This window comes from Pseudomonas serbica, assembly GCF_028823535.1.
GTDB classification, from domain to species: domain Bacteria; phylum Pseudomonadota; class Gammaproteobacteria; order Pseudomonadales; family Pseudomonadaceae; genus Aquipseudomonas; species Aquipseudomonas serbica.
On sequence record NZ_JAQIYM010000007.1, the window covers coordinates 38,400 to 57,318 of the forward strand.

Genomic DNA, 18,919 nt, shown 5'->3' on the forward strand with positions numbered 1-18,919 from the left:
GGGCCATGAAAAGCGCCCTGATCCTCGGCCTGCTTATCCTCGGCGGCATCAGCCTGAGCGCCCAGGCATTAACCCTGACGCCCAGCGAAAGCGCCGGCAAACGGCTGTACCGCGAGGGTGTGTCCGCCAGCGGCGAGCCGATCATGGCCCGGATCGGGGCGGCGGGCATGCTCCTGCCGGCCACCAGCGTGCCCTGCGCCAACTGCCACGGCAGCGATGGCCTGGGGCGCCCGGAGGGCGGGGTGCGCCCGCCCGACCTGAGCTGGTCACGGCTGACCAGCACCTACGGACAACAGCAGATCAACGGCCGTGCCTACCCGGCCTATACCGAGGGCACTCTTGCCCGTGCGGTCCAGGAAGGGCGTGACCCGGGCAACAACCGCCTCGATTCGGCGATGCCGCGGTTCGTCCTGTCGATGAGCGACCAACGCCACCTGACGGCGTACCTCAAGCGCCTGGCCGACGAGCGCGATCCGGGCCTGAGCCCCGACAGCCTGCACCTGGGCACCTTGCTGCCGAGCACCGGCGTGCTGGGCGAGGAAGGCGCCACCGTGGCGGCGGTGCTGCGGGGCAGCGTGGCGCGGATCAACGAAGCGGGGGGCATTCATGGCCGGCAGTTGCGCCTGACCATTCTTGACCCAGGCCCCGACCGTGTCAGTGCCGAGCATGCGCTCGACCAATTGATCGAACAGGAACAGGTGTTCGCCCTGGTCGCACCGCTGGTGCCGGCACTGGATGCCGAATTGGCCCCACGCCTGGAACAGGCCGGCGTGCCCTTGATCGGGCCGCTGTCGTTGCAAGGCACGGCCCAGGCCAGCCGGCAGATTTTCGAACCGCTGCCGGGGCTGCGCGAACAGATGATTGCCCTGGCCAACTACGCCGCCACCAGTCTGCGCGTGCTGCAAGGTCCGACGCTGATCGCCTACCCGAACGAGCCGGGCCAGCGGCTGGCAGCCGAGAAACTGGCCCAGTACCTGCAGGACAACGCCTGGCAGAAAGTGCGCCTGCAACCCTACGAGACGGCGCAGGACGAGTTGCCGCTGGGCTCGCGCTCGGTGTTCTACATGGGCAGCAGTGGCGGGTTCAGCCGCCTGGCCGCGCGTTTGCAGACCGCGGGCCAGGTGCCCTATCTGTTCGCTGCCTCCAACCAGGTGGCGGGGGACCTGATGCAGGTGCCCAGCGGGTTTTCCCGGCGGGTGTTCCTCGCGTATCCGTTCGTGCCCAGCGACTGGACGAGGACCGGGCGCACCGCCCTGACTCAATTGCGCGAACGCCAGAAGCTCGGCGGCGAGCACGCGGTGCTGCAGGTCGGGGCCTACAGTTCGATGCTGCTGCTCAGCGAGGGCATGAAACAGGCGGGGCGCGATGCCAGCCGGGAAAAACTCATCAGTGCCCTGGAAGGCCTGCACGACTTCGATACCGGCCTGACCCCGCTGATCAGTTTCGGGCCGGGCCGCCGCCTGGGCCTGAGTGGCGCCCATGTGGTCACCGTAGACCTGCCCGACCAGCGCTTCTACCTGGTCGCCCCCTACAAACCCATTGCCGCCATGCCCTGATCCGGAGGCCGAAGATGAAACTCGCGACTGTATTGGTGCTGTTGACCTTGTGGGTGCCCGCCGCGTTTTGCAGCAATGGCGCGGCCGTGGCCAGGGTCAATGGCGAGGAAATATCCCAGCTGCGCCTGGAGCGCTATTTCGCCGAATACCTGGAGGATCAGGGCCGTGCGGTCGCCAGCATCCGCAGCCCCAGCGCCTACAAACAACTGCGCAAGGCGGCGCTGGACGCGTTGATCGACAAGGAACTGCTTTGGCAGGAAGCGCTCAAGCGCGGGGTAGTGATCAGCGATGCCGCGGTGCAAGACCAGGTCGAACAGACCCGCCAGGCCATGGGTGGCCCGCAGGTGTTCGCCCGGCGTCTGGAAGATGCCGGTTTCGATGAGGCTGCCTATATCGAGTACACCCGCCGTGATCTGGCGGCGCAGCAGATGTTCGCAGTACTGACCCAGGTCGATGAGCCCGACGAAAAACAGGTGCGGGCGTTTTATCAGGAACACCGCGCCGAGATGAGCCGGCCCGAGGAAATCCGGGTCAGGCATATCCTGGTCAAAGTGCCTCAGGGTGCCGATGCTTCCACTGTCGAAGCCGCGAGACTACGCTTGCAGACATTGCACACGAGTGTCCGTGAGGGCGCCGATTTTGCCAGCGTGGCCCGAACCGGCTCCGAAGATGCTTCGGCCAGCGCAGGCGGCGACCTGGGTTACTTTGCCCGTGGTCGCATGATGCCGGAGTTCGAAGCCGCGGCTTTTGCCCTCAAACCCGGGGCAATCAGCGAGCCGGTACGCACGGCGGTTGGCTGGCACTTGATCTTGTTAGAGAACCGAATGGAGGCTTCCGATGTCACAGAGGAGCAGGGACTTGAAATGGTTCGGGCCTACCTTGCCCGACAGAAACAGGTCCAGGCGCGTCTGCAGGCATTGGCGCAGCTGCGCGCAAGCAACAGCATCGAAAGAATTGACGATCAATGAGCTTTCCCCAACAGTGGGGGAATGCTTCGCTGCACATCCGTTCGCTTTCCCCCGTTTTTGGGGGTAGGGAATGTGGACGCAAAGGCATTGCGTTTAAATTCAAGGACATGAATACATAAAATTACCGGCGCTCAGCCTGGCATGAAGTGTGCGTTAGCCCTATCAAGGCGCGCACTCCGCCAGGTTCGGTTCTCGGACCTGCGGTTCAAGGAGTCCACCTTGTTAAACAAAGTACTGGTTGTTGAAGACGAACAACTTCTTGCAGAAAACCTCCAGGGTTACCTGCAGGCGCAAGGGTTGGAAGTCCGGATTGCTCACGACGGTGCGCAAGGAATCGCTGAAGCTGGCGACTTCGCACCCGATGTGATGGTGTTCGATTACCGCTTGCCCGATATGGAAGGCTTTGAGGTGCTCGATGCCGTCCGCCAGAACAGGAAGTGTCATTTTGTGCTGATCACAGGGCACCCCACCGCAGAGGTTTGCGAGCGGGCCCGGCAACTGGGAGTCAGCCACATCCTGTTCAAACCCTTTCCATTGGCGGAACTGGCCCGTGCAGTGCTCGATCTTCTGGGGAGGCAGCGCGAACCCAACGCAGCGGTGAGCCGTTCCGAAGGCTTTGTCGAACGACGCCAGAGCAGGACCGAGAGTTTCCCGCTGCAGTTGTACGACGGTAGTTGGGTGCTAGCAGATCGCCGACGAAGTACCTCGGCCTCCACAGCGCCAGACGACGAACAATTGCTCACCGGGGAGTAATGGCGCGACAAGAGGCTGCGGTACATGCCGCAATTGCTCGCCGCGCCGACAGGGCTCTAAGCCCCGGGTGTTGGAGAGCAAGCCATGGACCGTCTATCCCTTGTCGTCGATGTGCCACCGCTGGACTCTGTACCGACTCGATTTTCCAGTGAGCAATTGGCCCAGGCCCGTTCCCGGGCCGGCAGTACCGGCGAGCGAATGCTCGAAGCCCTCGGGGTACTGTGCGAACTTGCCCCCATGCCCTTTATCCAGTGCCTGGGCGCGACCCTTCACTATCCGGTGCTCGACACCGACAGCCTGTTTCAATCCACCCCGGTATTCGACCGGGTCACCCTGGCCCAGTGCCTCAAGCGCGAATTCATCCTGCTGCGTCACGCCGACGCCGTCATCGGCGTGTTCGCCGACCCCTTCGACACCGCGCGCCTGGCCTGGATCGACGACTGCCTGCACGGCGCGCCGCTGTACCTGGTGCATGCCGACGACCTCAAAGCCTACCTGGCGCGCCACGAAGAAAGCTTCCACGCGGTGGAATCGCTCAACGCCCAGGCCGACGGCAACACCGAGATCGACACCCTGCAAAGCCTGTCCCTGACCAGCATCAGCGAAGACTCGAGCGTGGTGGTCAAGCTGGTCAACTCGACCCTCTACGACGCGCTGAAAATGCACGCCAGCGATATCCACCTGGGCACCACTGGTAGCGGCCTGGTGATCAAGTACCGCATCGATGGCGTGCTCAACAACATCAGCAAGATCCAGGGCAACGAGTTCGCCGAACAGGTGATTTCCCGGGTCAAGGTCATGGCCGAACTGGACATCGGCGAAAAACGCGTGCCCCAGGACGGGCGCTTCAAGATCGGCATCAGCGGCCGCCAGATCGACTTCCGGGTGTCCATCATGCCGAGCATTTTCGGCGAGGACGCGGTGCTGCGGGTGCTCGACAAACAGGACCTGGCCGACAAGGTCTGCGGCGTGCAGTTGCAGGCCCTGGGCTTCGAAGAGGAAACCCTGCGCCAACTGCGCCGCCTGGCCGCCGAACCCTACGGCATGGTGCTGGTCACCGGCCCCACCGGCAGCGGCAAGACCACCACGCTGTACGCGATGATCACCGAGATCAACCACGGCGTGGACAAGATCATCACCATCGAAGACCCGGTGGAGTATCAACTGCCGGGCGTGCTGCAAATCCCGGTCAACGAAAAGAAAGGCCTGACCTTCGCCCGCGGCCTGCGCTCGATCCTGCGCCACGACCCGGACAAGATCATGGTCGGTGAGATCCGCGACCCCGACACCGCGCAGATCGCCGTGCAATCGGCGCTCACCGGGCACCTGGTGTTCACCACCATTCACGCCAACAACGTGTTCGACGTGATCGGCCGCTTCACCCAGATGGAAATCGACCCCTACAGCCTGGTCTCGGCGCTCAATGCGGTACTGGCCCAGCGCCTGATCCGCCTGGTGTGCAGCGCTTGCAGCACGCCGTACGCACCGACCGAAGAAGAACTGCAAAGCTCGGGCCTGGACCCGCAACAGGTCGGCCACTACCAGTTTGTCCACGGCAAGGGTTGCGGTCATTGCCGTGGCACCGGTTACCGCGGACGCAGCGCGATTGCCGAGCTGCTGCACCTGGACGACGAGCTGCGGCAGATGATCGTCGAGCGCCAACCCATTTCGAAAATCAAGGCCCACGCCTGCAAACGTGGCTTGCGCTTGCTGCGCGAGTCGGCGCTGGAACTGGTGCAACAAGGCCGGACCACTCTCGAGGAGATCAATCGTGTCACTTTTATCTCGTGAGCGTTATGTCGCCGTGCTCGGCGCCAGTGGTGTCGGCCTCGGTCAGCGTCAGGGGGGCGACACCCTGTGGCTGGGCAGCGTCGGCTTCATCGATGAAGGTTTCATGGCCTGGGCGGTCGCCCTGGAAACCCTCGACCGCCTGCTGGGCGAACATGTCCGTGCCGGTGCCGAGTTGACCGTGGTGGTCTCCGGCCATTTCAGCCGGTTTTGCCTGGTGCCCTGGAGCGAGCAGATCAGCAGCCCCGCCGAGCTGCAGGGGTTTGCCCAATTGTGCCTGGAAGACCTCTACGGCGCGGCGAACCAACCTTGGAACCTGGTGCTGTCGGCCGAACCCGCCGGTTACGACCGCATCGCTACGGCGCTGCCGCAGGATTTGCTCGAACGCCTGCGTAACCTGGTCAGCGGCCGTGGCTTGCGCCTGCGCTCGGTGCAGCCGTACCTGATGGCGGCGTTCAATCACTTTGACAAAAGCTTCGACGCCGGTGACTTCCTGTTCGTGGTCGCCGAGCCGGTGCGCAGCGTCTTGCTGCTGGCCCGCGAAGGTCGCTGGACAGCGGTGCGCTCGGTGGGCAGCAGCGACAGCGACGGCGCACTGAGCGCGCTGGTCGGTCGCGAATGCCAATTGCAGGCCTGCGCCAGCGAGCGGCCGCTGAACGTCTACCTGCATGCACCGGCGCGCATCGATTCGCATCCCGAAGTGCCCGGTGTGCACCTGCGCACCCTCGAAGAAGGCCGGACAAGCGTACGCGATTGCCTGTACGTCATGTCCCGGACGGTGGCCTGACATGCGCCCGCTGATGCTCGATTTTCAGCCGCGCCGCCGCTCGACCCCATTGGGCTGGAGCCTGCTGGCCGGTGGCGTGGTGCTGGCGCTGACCTGCGTTGTGTTTCAGCAACACCTGAGCGGGGAGGCCGAGCAGCAACAAGGCCACCTGCAAACCGCGCAACGGGTGCTCACCGGTGACACCGGCGGCAAGGTCAGCCTGACCCCGGCCGAGACCCGCGAGCAGGCGCAGAACCTGGCCGAGATGCGCAAGGTCTCGCAGCAGTTGCGCCGGCCCTGGGAACGCCTGTTCGCCACCCTGGAGGCCATGCCCCGGGAAAACGTCGCCTTGCTCACCCTGACCCCGGATGCCCGCAAAGGCCAGGTGCGGATCAGCGCCGAGGCGCGCGACCTGGATGCCATGCTCGACTTCCACCGCCGCCTCGAAGCCTGCGACGAGCTCTCCGACGTGTCGTTGCTCAGCCACGAAATCGTCGCCAACGTGCCGGAACACCCGGTGCAGTTCAACTTGTCGGCTACCTGGGAGATTGGCGATGCAAATCCCTAGATTGATCGTCCACGAATACCTGCAAAGCCTGGGCGTGCCCGGCCTGGCAGGATTGGCCATGCTGGTGCTGGCGCTGAGCTATGGCCTGTTCGGCCTGTTGCCGGACTGGCAGGCGCTGCAGCAGCTGAGCCAGCAGACCCGCGAAGCCAGCGAGTACCTGGCCAAGGTCGAAGAAGGTTCGGTCGCCGCCCCGGTCGTGCCGCAACGTCAGCTGGAAGATTTTCGCAGCAAACTGCCGACCCAGCCCCAGGCCACGGTCGCCATCGACAAGATCTATGCGCTGGCCGCCCAGGAACGCATCACCCTGTCCCGGGGCGAGTACGCCCTGGGCATCGATCCCAAGACCCATCTGGCCCGATATCAAATCCTGTTGCCGGTGCGGGGCAGCTACCCGCAACTGCGGCGCTTCATGCACGCCTTGCTCGGTCAGTTGCCGGCGGTGGTGGTGGAAGACCTGGAGCTGCAGCGCAAGAAGATCGCCGACACCGACCTCAACGGGCGGATCCGCATGACCCTTTACCTGTCGAGGTCATGATGAACAGCAAACGCGCAATGGGTTGGGTGGCGTTCCTCGGCGTGGCTGCGGCGCTGACCTGGTTGCCCGACTACTTCAAGCCCGCCGACGACGGTGACCTTGCGGTGGCCGCCGTGGCCACGCCGGCCAAAGGCAAGAACCGTGGCGCGTCGCCCGCGGCGCAAGCCTCCGCTGCGCCCGTGGCGATCAAGGACCTCAGCCCGGCGGGCGACCTGTTCGCCGCGCGCAGCTGGAAGGCCGCACCGGCCCTGGCCAGCGTCACCGAGCAACGAGTCAACGTCGCGCCCGTGGTGCAGGTCCCCACTGCACCGCCGATGCCTTTCCAGTTCATCGGCCGGATGGAGGACCGCACTGACCTGCAGGTGTTCTTGCAAAACGGCGAAAAGATCTACGTGGTGCGTAAAGGGGATGTGATCGACGAAACATGGAAGATCGAGGGGATTTCCGATCTGGAATTGAGCCTGGTCTATTTGCCTCTGCATTTGTCCCAGACCTTGTCTGTGGGGAGCGCGCAATGAACAAGTCCCGTTTGCTGATGAGCCTCTGTCTCTGCGCAGGGCTGGCTGCGTGCAGCTCGGCACAGGTTGCCAAGGAAGAAGCCTCCGAGCTGATCGAGCAGGGGCAGTACGAAGCCGGCCTGGCCCGGATCGAGGAGGGCCTGCGGGAAAACCCTCGCGACACCGAGCTGCACATTGCCCTCAACAGCGCCCGCGCCCGGGCGATCACGGCACTGCTGACCCAGGCCGACATGGACCGCACCCAGCGTGATTTCGCTTCGGCCCGCATGGGCTACGGCCGGGTGTTGACCATCGAGCCGAACAACCGTCGCGCCCAGGACGCCATGCGCCAGCTCGAACACATGCGCAACCTCGATGAAAAACTCGAACTGGCCCGTGGCGACCTGCGCCGCGGCGACATCTACGGCGCCGAGCGTCAGGTCAAACAGATTCTCGAGCTGGACCCGAACAACGAAGGCGCCCTGGAACTGCAGGGCAATATCCGCCTGGTGCAGAGCCGCAACGTGGTGGCCTACCCGCAGCTGCGCACCCGCCTGGACAAGCCGGTGACCCTGGAATTTCGCGACGCCAACCTCAAGACCATCTTCGAAGTGCTGTCCCAGGTCGCTGGCTTGAACTTCATCTTCGACAAGGACCTGCGCCCGGACATGAAAGCCACGATCTTCGTGCGTGACGTGCGCATCGAAGACGCCGTGGAACTGCTGCTGCAACAGAACCAGCTGCACCAGAAGGTGGTGAACGAAAACACCCTGCTGATCTACCCGGATTCGCCGCAGAAGCTCAAGGATTACCAGGAGCTGGTGATGCGCACCTTCTACCTGACCAGCATCGATGCCAACACCGCGCTGAACATGGTCAAGACCATGCTCAAGACCCGCGACGTGTTCGTCGACGAACGCCTCAACACCCTGACCATGCGCGACACCGGCGACGCCGTGCGCATGGCGGAAAAACTCCTGCAATCGCAGGATCAGTCCAACCCCGAAGTGGTGCTGGAAGTGGAGGTGATGGAAGTCGCCACCCAGCGCATCCTCGACCTTGGCCTGCAGTGGCCGAACACCTTCGGCGTGGTCAACAGCGACGGTTCGGCGGTGACCATCCTCGATCAACTCAAGGGTATCAACTCCAGCCGCATCACCATCTCGCCCTCGCCACAGGCCAAGATCAATGCCCAGGACAAAGACATCAACACCCTGGCCAGCCCGGTCATCCGGGTCAGCAACCGCGAGCAGGCGCGCATCCACATTGGCCAGCGCGTGCCGATCATCAGCGCCACGTCGGTGCCGTCGACCCAGGGACCGGTGATCACCGAAAGCGTGACTTACCTCGATGTCGGTCTGAAACTGGAAGTGCAGCCCACCGTGCACCTGAACAACGAAGTGGCGATCAAGGTGGCCCTGGAAGTGAGTAACGCCACGCCCCTGGAGCCGACCCGCCAGGGCACGATTCCGGTGCAGGTCGATACCCGCAACGCGCAGACCACCCTGCGCCTGCATGACGGCGAAACCCAGATCCTCGCCGGCCTGATGCGCAACGACCATGGCAGCACCGGCAACAAGATCCCCGGCCTCGGCGACATACCTGGCCTGGGTCGCCTGTTTGGCAGCAACAAGGACGACGTCAGCAAATCCGAACTGGTGCTGTCGATCACCCCGCGGATCGTGCGCAACCTGCCGTACCAGAGCCCGTCGGACATGGAGTTCACCACCGGCACCGAAACCAGCATGCACATCCAGGCGCCGGATCGCTCGAAGGTTGAAGTCGAAGAGGTCAAGGCCAATGGCATGAGCGCCCCGATCGCGACCACCGTTACCGTCGGGAAGCCTTGATCATGAACGCCTCGCAACGCGGTTTTACCTTGATCGAAGTCGTGGTGACGCTGTCGTTGATCGGCCTGCTGGCCGGCATGGCCGCGCCGCTGACCGAGACCGTGGTGCGCCGGGGCAAAGAGCAGGAGCTGCGCACCGCGCTGTACCAGATCCGCGATGCCATCGACGCCTACAAGCGCGCGTTCGACGCCGGTTACATCGAGAAGTCGCTCAACAGCAGCGGCTACCCGCCGAACCTGCAGGTGCTGGTGGAAGGCGTGCGTGATGTGCGCAGCGCCAAGGGTGCCAAGTTCTACTTCCTGCGGCGCGTGCCCCATGACCCGCTGGCACCGGTCAAGCGCGACGACGAAGGCGGTTGGGGCGTGCGCTCCTACGACAGTACGGCCCAGAACCCGCGGGAGGGCGAGGACGTCTTTGACGTTTACTCCAAGGCCCGGGGCAAGGGGCTCAACGGCATCGCCTACCGGGAGTGGTGAGCATATGCGTCGGGAAAAGGGTTTTACCCTGCTGGAACTGATGGTGGTCATGGCAATCATCGCGACCCTGATGACCATCGCCTTGCCGCGCTACTTCAACAGCCTGGAGGCCTCCAAGGAGACCACCTTGCGCCAGAGTCTGTCGGCGATGCGCGAAGCCCTGGATCACTACTACGGTGACACCGGACGCTACCCCGACTCCATCGAGCAGCTGGTTGAACAGCGCTACCTGCGCAATCCGCCGATGGACCCGATTGCCGAACGCAAGGACGCCTGGGTCATGGTTGCACCGCCTGACGGCGTGGCCGGCGGTGTCGCCGATATCAAGAGCGGTGCCACAGGGAGGGCGCGTGATGGCAGCCTGTATTCCGAGTGGTAAGCCTGCGGGGCAGGACGGCTTCACCTACCTGGGTGTGCTGTTCCTGATCATGGTGATGGGCATGGGCCTGGCCAGTGCCGGCGAGCTGTGGTCCACCGCCTCGCGCCGCGACCGTGAACGCCAATTGTTGTGGGTCGGCACCCAGTACGCCCAGGCACTGCGCAGCTACTACCGCAGCTCGCCAGGCCTGGCCCAGTACCCCAAGGAACTCGCCGACCTGGTGCAGGACGAGCGTTTTCCCAGCGCCAAGCACCATATCCGCCAGCTCTATCCGGACCCGATTGGCGGCGGCGAATGGTTCCTGATGCGCGGCTTCGACGGACGCATCACCGGTATCAGTAGCTCGTCCACGGACAAGCCGCTCAAACAGGCGGATTTTCCCAGCCAGTGGTCGGACTTCAACGGCATGGCCAGCTACAAGGACTGGCAGTTCGTGGCCGAGAAAGCCTTCCTCGACGGCGCCTCGGGCCCGGCCAAAGGGCAGTCCCAGGCCCCCCAGGCGTTGCAGCCATGAAGCGCTTCTGCCTGGCGTTGATCCTGGTGCTGAGCACCTCTGTGGCCTGGGCCGGTGAAGAGGACGAAATGCTCGGCTTCATCGTCGACGACACGATCTCGCACATCGGCCACGAATTTTACTACTCGTTCAGTGAACGCCTGCGTGCCACCAGCCCGATGGATTTCAACCTGGTGGTACGCGAACGACCTTCGGCTCGCTGGGGCAGCCTGGTGACCGTGGAATTTCAACGACGCCTGGTTTACCGGCGCTTCCTGCCGCCGAACACCGTGGAGCTCAAGGACGAGGCCTATGCTGCCGCCGACTGGGTACGCGGGCAGATTGTCCAGCGCAAGCTGGAAGCCTTGTTGCAGGACACCACGGACCTTGAGAGGGACGAACTATGAAAGCGAAAACGTTTTTGCAGCGCGCCGGTGGATGCTTGCTCGGCCTGGGCGCTTGTGCCCTGGCCCAGGGCACGGAACTGGTCTACACGCCCATCAACCCATCGTTCGGCGGTAACCCGTTGAACGGCACCTGGCTGCTCAACAACGCCCAGGCGCAGAACGACTACGACGATCCCGACTTGAAGGATCGTACCTCGGTGGCCGGGACCTCGGCCCTGGAGCGCTTCAGTGCCCAGTTGCAATCGCGCTTGCTCGGGCAACTGCTGGACAACATCTCCACCGGCAACACGGGGAGCCTGTCTACGGACGCTTTTATCGTCGACGTGGTCGACGACTCCGGTGCGCTGACGATCAACGTGACCGACCGCGCCACGGGCGAAGTTTCGGAAATCCAGGTGAATGGCCTGGCCCCTTGAGGGGATGCGGGTTTATGGGGAGTTAAGGACATGAAAAAAATAATTGCGCTAGGGCTGATGTTGGCGGCATTACAAGGGTGCAGTCTGCGCGAGCCGATGTCGGCCGAACAGGACTCACAAACCCCGACCCTGACCCCAAGGGCCTCGACTTACTACGACTTGATCAACATGCCACGACCCAAGGGTCGCTTGATGGCGGTGGTCTATGGCTTCCGCGACCAGACCGGGCAATACAAGCCGACCCCGGCCAGCTCGTTCTCCACCAGCGTCACCCAGGGCGCGGCGAGCATGCTGATGGACGCCTTGCAGGCCAGCGGCTGGTTCGTGGTGCTCGAGCGCGAAGGGCTGCAGAACCTGTTGACTGAACGCAAGATCATCCGCGCCTCGCAAAAGAAACCCAATACTCCGGTGAACATCCAGGCTGAACTGCCACCGCTGCAAGCGGCGAACATGATGCTCGAAGGCGGGATCATCGCCTATGACACCAACGTGCGCAGTGGCGGCGAAGGCGCACGCTACCTGGGCATCGACATTGCCCGTGAGTATCGCGTAGACCAGGTCACGGTGAACCTTCGGGCGGTGGACGTGCGCAGCGGCCAGGTGCTGTCCAACGTCATGACCAGCAAGACCATCTATTCCGTGGCCCGCAGTGCCGGGGTGTTCAAGTTCATCGAGTTCAAGAAGCTGCTCGAGGCCGAGGTGGGCTACACCACCAACGAACCGGCGCAGTTGTGCGTGTTGTCGGCGATCGAGGCGGCGGTGGGGCATATGCTGGCGCAGGGGATCGAGCGGCATTTGTGGCAGGTCGCGGGGGACAATTCCCAGCCTGCGCAGAATGAGACGCTGGATCGCTACCTGACGCAGAACCGGATTGTGCCGGAGGGTGAGGGCGAGGACGAGTAAACCGGCGCGCCCTTGTTGGAGCTGGCTTGCCAGCGATGAGGGCCTGACAGCCGACCTATATTTTGTTGACTGCGTACATATCCATTCCTGCGGTAACGGCCACTTAGGGTTCCGCTCTTACAGCGGGTCACTTGGAAAAGCCCCAAGTAACCAAGGGCTCTTGCCCCTGGCGTTCGGTGCCTCGCTAATGCTCGGCATGCCCTCGCTCCGGTCCTGCTCCGTGGGCCCGCCGCGATGGGCCATCCATGGCCCAGCGCGGCTAAACCGGCATCCATGCCGGTTTACCCACTGCGCAGAACCTCCACTCGGCCTCACGATGGGGCAAGAAAATCAAGATCGAAAGCCAAATCAAAAGCCAAAGCGAGGCGGCCTACGAGCCGACCTGATTTCAGGCGAACGCATTCCCTTGTAGGAGCTGGCTTGCCAGCGAAGACGGCCTGACAGTCGACCAATCTCTCCCGCCTGTACCCGATCCAGGCAACATCTGTAGGAAAAATACGAGGCTACATTGCCTTGCGCCGTTGCCTACACGTACGCCAGAATCCGCCGGCTTGTGCGCCCCGATCCCCTGGCTCTATTGTCGCCGCACCGCTGCACATTCAGCGGTCGGGTTTAGCAGCTCGTTCAATTTCAAGGCGCGCCAGTGTCACCCCGTTATGGTGGCTGTGCGTGGGGCACTTCGGTGCGCCGGGTTCCTTGATCCCTGGTCTGCTAACCCGCGTACAGTCGCCACCCATTCCGTTTAGCAGCGACGAGTGGCGACTCCACCGACCAAGGAGTTTCACCATGCCCAAGCCCAGCCCCAATCCCCCCGAATCAGAATCCGAAAATCCTCCTTCCAACCTCCATCTAAAACCCGCCCTCCTGAAAACCACCACACCCCACAACCCCAGCTCAATGTTCCTCATCGCCCCAGACATCAGCACCGAAGACCTGCTGGCGCACGCCTGCGAATCCCTGGCGTCCGCCAGCATCATGGCCAGCGATTTCGCGACATTCGTGGACGGACCACAACGCAGCATGTTGCTGGGCATCCAGCAGGTGATCATGCTCGCCGACCTGGCGGTAAACCGCGCGCTGGATAATCTCGATCCGCAGGGCTGAGCACAGGCTCACTCCCACATGGATCTACGGCAGCTCCAGGGGAAATGCGTATGGCTCACGATCAGGTCGGCGCGTAGGCCGCCTTGCTTTGGCTTTTGATATGGCTTTTGATCTTGATTTTCTTGCCCCATCGAGAGGTCGAGTGGAGGTTCTGCGCAGTGGGTAAACCGGCATGGATGCCGGTTTAGCCGCGCTGGGCCAAGGATGGCCCATCGCGGCGGGCCCACGGAGCAGGACCGGAGCGAGGGTATGCCGAGCCACAGCGAGGCACCGAACGCCAGGGGCAAGAGCCCTTGGTTACTTGGGGCCGGGCGGCGTTCCGTTCTTCCAAGTGACTCGCTGTAAGAGCGAAACCCTAAGTGGCCGTTACCGCAGGAATGGATATGTACTCCGACAACAAATAACAGGTCGGCTGTCAGGCCGCCTTCGCTGGCAAGCCAGCTCCTACAAGGGAATGCGTTCGCCTGAAACCAGGTCGGCGCGTAGGCCGCCTCGCTTTGGCTTTTGATCTTGATTTTCTTGCCCCATCGTGAGGCCGAGTGGAGGTTCTGTGCAGTGGGTAAAACGGCATGGATGCCGGTTTAGCCGCGCTGGGCCAAGGATGGCCCATCGCGGCGGGCCCACGGAGCAGGACCGGAGCGAGGGTATGCCGAGCCACAGCGAGGCACCGAACGCCAGGGGCAAGAGCCCTTGGTTACTTGGGGCTCTTCCAAGTGACTCGCTGTAAGAGCGGAACCCTAAGTGGCCGTTACCGCAGGAATGGATATGTACTCCGACAACAAATAACAGGTCGGCTGTCAGGCCGCCTTCGCTGGCAAGCCAGCTCCTACAGGGGGACGCGGTCGCTTGGGATCAGGTCGGCTCGCAGGCCGCCTTGCTTTGGCTTTTGATTTTCCTTGTCCCACCGAATGTCAGGGGCAAGAGCCCTTGGTTACTTGGGGCCGGGCGGCGTTCCGTTCTTCCAAGTGACTCGCTGTAAGAGCGAAACCCTAAGTGGCCGTTACCGCAGGAATGGATATGTACTCCGACAACAAATAATAGGTCGGCTGTCAGGCCGCCTTCGCTGGCAAGCCAGCTCCTACAAGGTTGTGTCGTCCAAAAAATGAAGGTGTGATCGCCTGTTTACAGGCATGAAAAAACCGCAACCCTCCCTCAAGGGCCGCGGTTCTTTCACCCCGCGCGCTTACTTCTGCATCACAGTCGCACTGTTAGCCGTACCAAACTGCTGCACGTTCGCCGTTTGTGCCATGCCACTCTGGTTCACGCTGGTGATGTTGCCAGTCCCCCCCTGGGTCACATACGCCACGTTCATGGTGTCCGCCTGCTTGATGGTGATCATGTTGTCTTCGCCATACAGCTGCGTGGTGAACGCCTGGTTGCCGGTGCCTTCCTGGTCGACGTTGGTGGTGTTGTTGGTGCCGGTGCTGCTGCCCTGGGTCAGGTTGTTGGTGCCGCGCTGGTCGGCGATGAGGATGTTGTCGGTGCCGTTCTGGTCGAAGTACAGCTCGTTGTAGGAATCGGCCTGGGTGACCGTGGTTTTGTTGCCGACGCCTGACTGGTTGGTGGTCATGACGTGGCCGGTGTTTTTCTGGGTGAAGTTGGCGACGTTGCCGTTGCCGTTCTGGTTGACGGTGGCGCGCTGGTTACTGCCGAACTGGCCGCCCATTTGCGTGACCGGCCCTTTCCAGTTGCTGGCGTAGACCTTGTTGTCGTTGCCCACGGAAGTGGCGTTGAGCACCTGGCCGGTGCCGGTCTGGTAGGTGAAGTGGATGTTGCCGGTGCCCTGTTGATTGAGGGTCACGGTCGAGCCCAGGGACTCGAACTGGTCGGCATAGATCGCGTTGAGGTCACCTACCTGGATCACCTGGGCCACGTTGTTGTCGCCGAAGCTCTGGTCGACGATGGTCTCGTTGGTCTGGCCGTTCTGGTCGATGGTGGTTTTGCTGGCGACTTGGGTGTCCTGCCAGACTTCGCTGCCGTTGCCGTCGCCGATCTGGTTGATGGTCAGGTTGCCGCCGTCGCCGTAGCGCTGGTCACCGTAGGCATAGTTGGTGCCGCCGGACTGGGTGATGTCGATCTGGCCGTTCATGTGGCCGATCTGTTCGGCGGTGCCGTAGTTGGCGGTGCCGTACTGGATGATCACCGCGTTGTTGGCCGTGCCCAGCTGGATCTGTTCGATGTTGGCTTCGTTGCTGTCGCCATACTGGTAGGTTTTGCCGGAAGAGTTTTCCTGGCTGTCCTGGTAGATGAACGAGAAGTTGCCGGTGCCTTCCTGTTGTTGCAGGATCTGGCCGCCGCCGACCCCGATCGACTGGCTGGCATGGCTGGTGTTGGTATCACCGATCTGTTTCTGGGTGATGGTGCTGTTGTTCTCGAACAGTTGCTCGGCGTAGCCGGCGTTGTAGTTGCCGCTCTGGTTCTGCTCGATGGTGCTGGTGGCATTGTCCTGCACGGCGGCCGCATCGTTGCCCGCACCCGACTGGTTCTGGGTGGCGGTGCTGAACGGTGCCGAAATCTGCTTCACGTCGGCGATGTTGGTGTCACCGAACTGGTTTTGGGTCGACACGCTGTCGTCGGCCAATGCTTGAGCACTGACGATGACCAGGATGGCGGCGGTGAGGGGCGTCAATTTGAACATGATGAAACCTCCAGGTGGTGCAGTGCTTTAGCGATACTGGGTGACCGATACGCTCATTCCATTTCCTGCCTGGGTCACAGCGCTTTGCTGACCCGTGCCGGCCTGGACAATGCTGGCGTCGTTGTTGTTGCCGTTTTGAGATATCTGCGCGCGGTTGTGGCTGCCGGTTTGGGTGATGGACGCGGCGTTGCCGGAACCTTGCTGGTTGATCAATGCCATCAGGTCGCTGCCTTGCTGCAGGATGTAGGCTTCCTGATTGCTGCCCGACTGCACGATCTGGCCGAGCAGCGACTGGCCGTTCTGTTGCAACAGCGCGACGTTGGCCTGGCCGTTCTGGTCGATCAGGGCTTGCTGGCCCACCGGGGGTGGCAGCTCGCCGAGGTCGCCACCCGGACCCAGGTCGTCGTTCTCCATCAAGTCGTCGGCGCGCACGCCTGCACTGCTGCAGAGCAGAAGCAGGCAGAGCAGGGCGGCGGTCGGCGTTTTCATGGCGTTGTCCTTTGGTGAGAGGCTTGCCCCATCAGCCAGCCTGGCCGATGGGGCGAGGGCTCAGTTCGAGATCACCTGCACTGTGCGCACAGTGCCTTGGGAAGAGGTGATGGTGGCTGTCGGGTTCGCCGACGGAATCACCGTGGTCGAGTTGCTGACGGTCAGCCTCCAGCGTCCGGTCAGTGGCACCGTGGTGCTACCCAGGGTCACCAACCCGGTCGGCGTGGTCACCTGGACGGTGATGGTGTTGCCGGTGGTCACCGATGAAGTCCCCGAGATGTCCCAGTTGAAGCGGTTGTTGGAACGGGCCGTCACCGTCGCCGCCGTGACCGTGAAGGTTTCCGCGGCTGGCCGTGGCGAGACTTGCACCGTCACCGTGGCCGGTGTGGTCGCCTGGGCGCCGAAGCTGTCCCGGGGAACGTAGGTGAAGGTCGTGGTGAACGCCGTGGTGACCGTGGCCGGAGGGGTGTAGGTCAGGACGGTGCCGTTGCTGGTCACCGAGCCGCGAGTGGCCGGTGGTTGGGTGAAGCTGGCGATAGCGAGCGGCACGTTGCCTTCCGGATCGGTGTCGTTGGCCAGCACGTTGATCGGGATCGATACACCCAGGGTCGCAATGGCGTCGTTGACGGCTACCGGAGGCTGGTTAGGCGCCACGGTAATGGTCACGGTCGTCGCAGCGTTCGCAGCCAGTCCTTTGGCGTCTTGCGCCTTGTAGGTGAAGGTCGTGGTCAGCGGTGCATTGACTACGGCGGGCGGGGTGTAGACGACGGCCGTGGTTCCGTTCAAAGCCACGGTGCCCTGCTCGGCGGCCGGTTGAGTCAATGCCGTGATGGTTAGCGGGGTGTCGCCGTCCGGGTCGTCGTCGTTGGTCAGCAGGTTGAGGGTGATCGGTACGCCGAAGGTGGTGCTACCGCTGTCGGCAACGCCAACCGGTGCCTGGTTCTCACCGGTATCCGGTGCCGTACCGACTACCACCACGGCCTCGGTGTCGCTGCCGCCAGCGGCAGATTTGATGGTGACGGTGGCGGGTGGCTGCATCAGATCGGCCACGGTCAGGCGTTGCAGGGTGCCGGATTTCGTCAGGCGTCCGAAGCCCTGGGCGACCATGTCCGGCACCACCACTTCGTCAGACGAGGTGGCCTCGATCAGCAGGCTATGGTTGCTCCAGCTGTACCGCGCGGTCTGGACTTTCACCACGTCGGAGACTTTGCTCGACGCCGCCGTTGGCCGGGTGGTGCCACTCGGGTTGGTCGCGGTGACGACTACCACTGGAGGAACGGTGGTGCCCGTCAGGCGATGGCCGAAGAACTGGCCATTGTTGTCGCCGAGCATGTTGGTCAGGCAAGGCGTCTGTGGGGGGCCAGGAACCAGGGCCACGGTTTCGCGGAAGCACAGGCTCGAACCGTTGGCTGATTTGCCAAAGACTTCTACCCGGGTGCTGCTGGTGCCCGGACCTGAAGAGGTGCGACGGTAAGTGGCACGGCCGATTTCTACCGGGGTTTGCGCACGGTTGTCGAGGACCTTGCCGGATACGGTGAAGAGACTGGTCTCGATGGTCCCGGCCGGGCCCTGGATGCGCAGGAAGTTGGTGTTGTTGGGGCTGCCGGTGACGGCCTCGGTGAGGTTCGGGTCGCCGACGAAGGTTTCAACGGCGCCGGTGTCCGGGTTCACTTCGGTGTACGGGCCGTTGACGCTGCGCAGGAATGGCCCGACTTCCCCGTTGAGGGCACCGGAGAAGTTGCCCGGTGCGCCGATGCCAATGTCGCGGGTGATGTTGATCGCCCGCCGGCCCGGTGCGGTGACGTTGACCGTTTCCACGCCGTACGGGTGGGTGATGATGTAGGTCCCGGCGACCGGCACGTTCACCCGCAGACGAATCCGCGCGAAGCTTGCCTGGTCGCCGTCGACAGGATTTTCCGCGGCGAATGCCGCTTCGATCCCGGCCACATAGGCATCCACGCCGTAGCCGCCGACATCGGCGATGCTGGTCTCGGCGAGAAACCAGAATGTCTCTGGTGGCCAGTTATCCGGGAACACCATCGGCAGGGTATCGTCGAAAACCCCGGGTTCGGGATTGAGGATGCACATGTAGGCTGGCGCGCCAGGAGCGCCGGGTGCACGGGTGCTGGTTGCCCTCGACTGGCACAGTTCCAGCGACAGCAGGTTGCTGTCCTGATACCACATGGGGAATTTCCCCGTGGCAAAGGTGTAGGGGCCGGGGTCGACGGCACTGAGTTGCGCGAATGCGCTGCCGGACAGCGAGAGCGTCAGCCCTAGCGCGTTGAGCGCGAAGCGTGGCCACTTGTTCATGATGCCTCCTGATGCGGATCTGG

The 18,919-nt window shown here is 63.1% G+C and carries 19 protein-coding genes; 16 read left to right on the forward strand and 3 right to left on the reverse strand.

From position 1 onward, the window contains the following. Nucleotides 1-5 precede the first annotated feature (5 nt). From NQL71_RS12650 to NQL71_RS12725, 16 genes are all read left to right on the forward strand, one after another. Nucleotides 6-1,556, forward strand: a complete 1,551-nt coding sequence (locus NQL71_RS12650; RefSeq protein ID WP_248687598.1) for a cytochrome c/ABC transporter substrate-binding protein — start codon at nucleotides 6-8, stop codon at nucleotides 1,554-1,556. Nucleotides 1,557-1,570: 14 nt separating this feature from the next. Continuing rightward, nucleotides 1,571-2,524 carry a peptidylprolyl isomerase gene (locus tag NQL71_RS12655; protein ID WP_077182960.1) on the forward strand — a complete coding sequence of 318 codons (954 nt, stop codon included), beginning with the start codon at nucleotides 1,571-1,573 and terminating at the stop codon, nucleotides 2,522-2,524. 219 nt (nucleotides 2,525-2,743) lie between these two features. Next, complete coding sequence (locus NQL71_RS12660; RefSeq protein ID WP_248687596.1) at nucleotides 2,744-3,277, forward strand: response regulator; 534 nt, start codon at nucleotides 2,744-2,746, stop codon at nucleotides 3,275-3,277. An 84-nt stretch (nucleotides 3,278-3,361) separates the two neighbouring features. Beyond that, entirely contained in the window at nucleotides 3,362-5,068 is a 1,707-nt protein-coding gene (locus NQL71_RS12665; RefSeq protein ID WP_046815454.1) for a GspE/PulE family protein, read from the forward strand. After that, the gene (locus NQL71_RS12670) at nucleotides 5,049-5,852 is read left to right on the forward strand and encodes a hypothetical protein (RefSeq protein WP_046815453.1); all 804 of its coding nucleotides are present in this window, start codon (nucleotides 5,049-5,051) and stop codon (nucleotides 5,850-5,852) included. The genes NQL71_RS12665 and NQL71_RS12670 overlap by 20 nt, the downstream gene beginning before the upstream one ends. 1 nt (nucleotide 5,853) lies before the next feature. Beyond that, nucleotides 5,854-6,399 carry a PilN family protein gene (locus NQL71_RS12675; protein ID WP_046815452.1) on the forward strand — a complete coding sequence of 182 codons (546 nt, stop codon included), beginning with the start codon at nucleotides 5,854-5,856 and terminating at the stop codon, nucleotides 6,397-6,399. Then, the gene (locus NQL71_RS12680) at nucleotides 6,386-6,934 is read left to right on the forward strand and encodes a GspMb/PilO family protein (RefSeq protein ID WP_046815451.1); all 549 of its coding nucleotides are present in this window, start codon (nucleotides 6,386-6,388) and stop codon (nucleotides 6,932-6,934) included. Before NQL71_RS12675 ends, NQL71_RS12680 begins: the two co-directional genes overlap by 14 nt. Next, nucleotides 6,934-7,452 (forward strand): hypothetical protein, encoded by a 519-nt coding sequence (locus NQL71_RS12685; RefSeq protein ID WP_046815450.1) that lies wholly within the window; start codon nucleotides 6,934-6,936, stop codon nucleotides 7,450-7,452. The genes NQL71_RS12680 and NQL71_RS12685 overlap by 1 nt, the downstream gene beginning before the upstream one ends. After that, nucleotides 7,449-9,281, forward strand: coding sequence for a type II secretion system protein GspD (locus tag NQL71_RS12690; protein WP_046815449.1), 1,833 nt, complete (start codon nucleotides 7,449-7,451; stop codon nucleotides 9,279-9,281). The genes NQL71_RS12685 and NQL71_RS12690 overlap by 4 nt, the downstream gene beginning before the upstream one ends. A gap of 2 nt (nucleotides 9,282-9,283) precedes the next feature. Beyond that, nucleotides 9,284-9,757, forward strand: a complete 474-nt coding sequence (locus tag NQL71_RS12695) for a type II secretion system protein (RefSeq protein WP_046815448.1) — start codon at nucleotides 9,284-9,286, stop codon at nucleotides 9,755-9,757. Nucleotides 9,758-9,761: 4 nt separating this feature from the next. Then, entirely contained in the window at nucleotides 9,762-10,136 is a 375-nt protein-coding gene (locus tag NQL71_RS12700; protein WP_008054599.1) for a type II secretion system protein, read from the forward strand. After that, nucleotides 10,111-10,650 carry a type II secretion system protein gene (locus NQL71_RS12705; RefSeq protein ID WP_274642724.1) on the forward strand — a complete coding sequence of 180 codons (540 nt, stop codon included), beginning with the start codon at nucleotides 10,111-10,113 and terminating at the stop codon, nucleotides 10,648-10,650. The genes NQL71_RS12700 and NQL71_RS12705 overlap by 26 nt, the downstream gene beginning before the upstream one ends. After that, nucleotides 10,647-11,036, forward strand: coding sequence for a curli production assembly/transport protein CsgE (gene csgE / locus NQL71_RS12710; RefSeq protein WP_046815446.1), 390 nt, complete (start codon nucleotides 10,647-10,649; stop codon nucleotides 11,034-11,036). The genes NQL71_RS12705 and csgE overlap by 4 nt, the downstream gene beginning before the upstream one ends. After that, on the forward strand, nucleotides 11,033-11,452 hold the full coding sequence (locus NQL71_RS12715) for a curli assembly protein CsgF (RefSeq protein WP_046815445.1): 420 nt from the start codon (nucleotides 11,033-11,035) through the stop codon (nucleotides 11,450-11,452). The genes csgE and NQL71_RS12715 overlap by 4 nt, the downstream gene beginning before the upstream one ends. Before the next feature lie 30 nt (nucleotides 11,453-11,482). Continuing rightward, nucleotides 11,483-12,355, forward strand: a complete 873-nt coding sequence (locus tag NQL71_RS12720) for a CsgG/HfaB family protein (RefSeq protein ID WP_046815444.1) — start codon at nucleotides 11,483-11,485, stop codon at nucleotides 12,353-12,355. 786 nt (nucleotides 12,356-13,141) lie between these two features. Beyond that, the gene (locus NQL71_RS12725) at nucleotides 13,142-13,459 is read left to right on the forward strand and encodes a DUF6124 family protein (RefSeq protein WP_077182961.1); all 318 of its coding nucleotides are present in this window, start codon (nucleotides 13,142-13,144) and stop codon (nucleotides 13,457-13,459) included. A 1,183-nt stretch (nucleotides 13,460-14,642) separates the two neighbouring features. On the opposite strand, the gene NQL71_RS12730 is transcribed toward NQL71_RS12725, so the two are convergent. Genes NQL71_RS12730 through NQL71_RS12740 form a run of 3 tightly spaced genes read right to left on the reverse strand, consistent with a single transcriptional unit; the run spans nucleotide 14,643 to nucleotide 18,896 of the window. Further along, nucleotides 14,643-16,097, reverse strand: coding sequence for a curlin (locus NQL71_RS12730; RefSeq protein ID WP_046816254.1), 1,455 nt, complete (start codon nucleotides 16,095-16,097; stop codon nucleotides 14,643-14,645). A gap of 27 nt (nucleotides 16,098-16,124) precedes the next feature. Beyond that, nucleotides 16,125-16,586, reverse strand: a complete 462-nt coding sequence (locus tag NQL71_RS12735; RefSeq protein ID WP_046816255.1) for a curlin — start codon at nucleotides 16,584-16,586, stop codon at nucleotides 16,125-16,127. 60 nt (nucleotides 16,587-16,646) lie between these two features. Beyond that, entirely contained in the window at nucleotides 16,647-18,896 is a 2,250-nt protein-coding gene (locus tag NQL71_RS12740) for an Ig-like domain-containing protein (protein WP_046816256.1), read from the reverse strand. Nucleotides 18,897-18,919 lie beyond the last annotated feature (23 nt).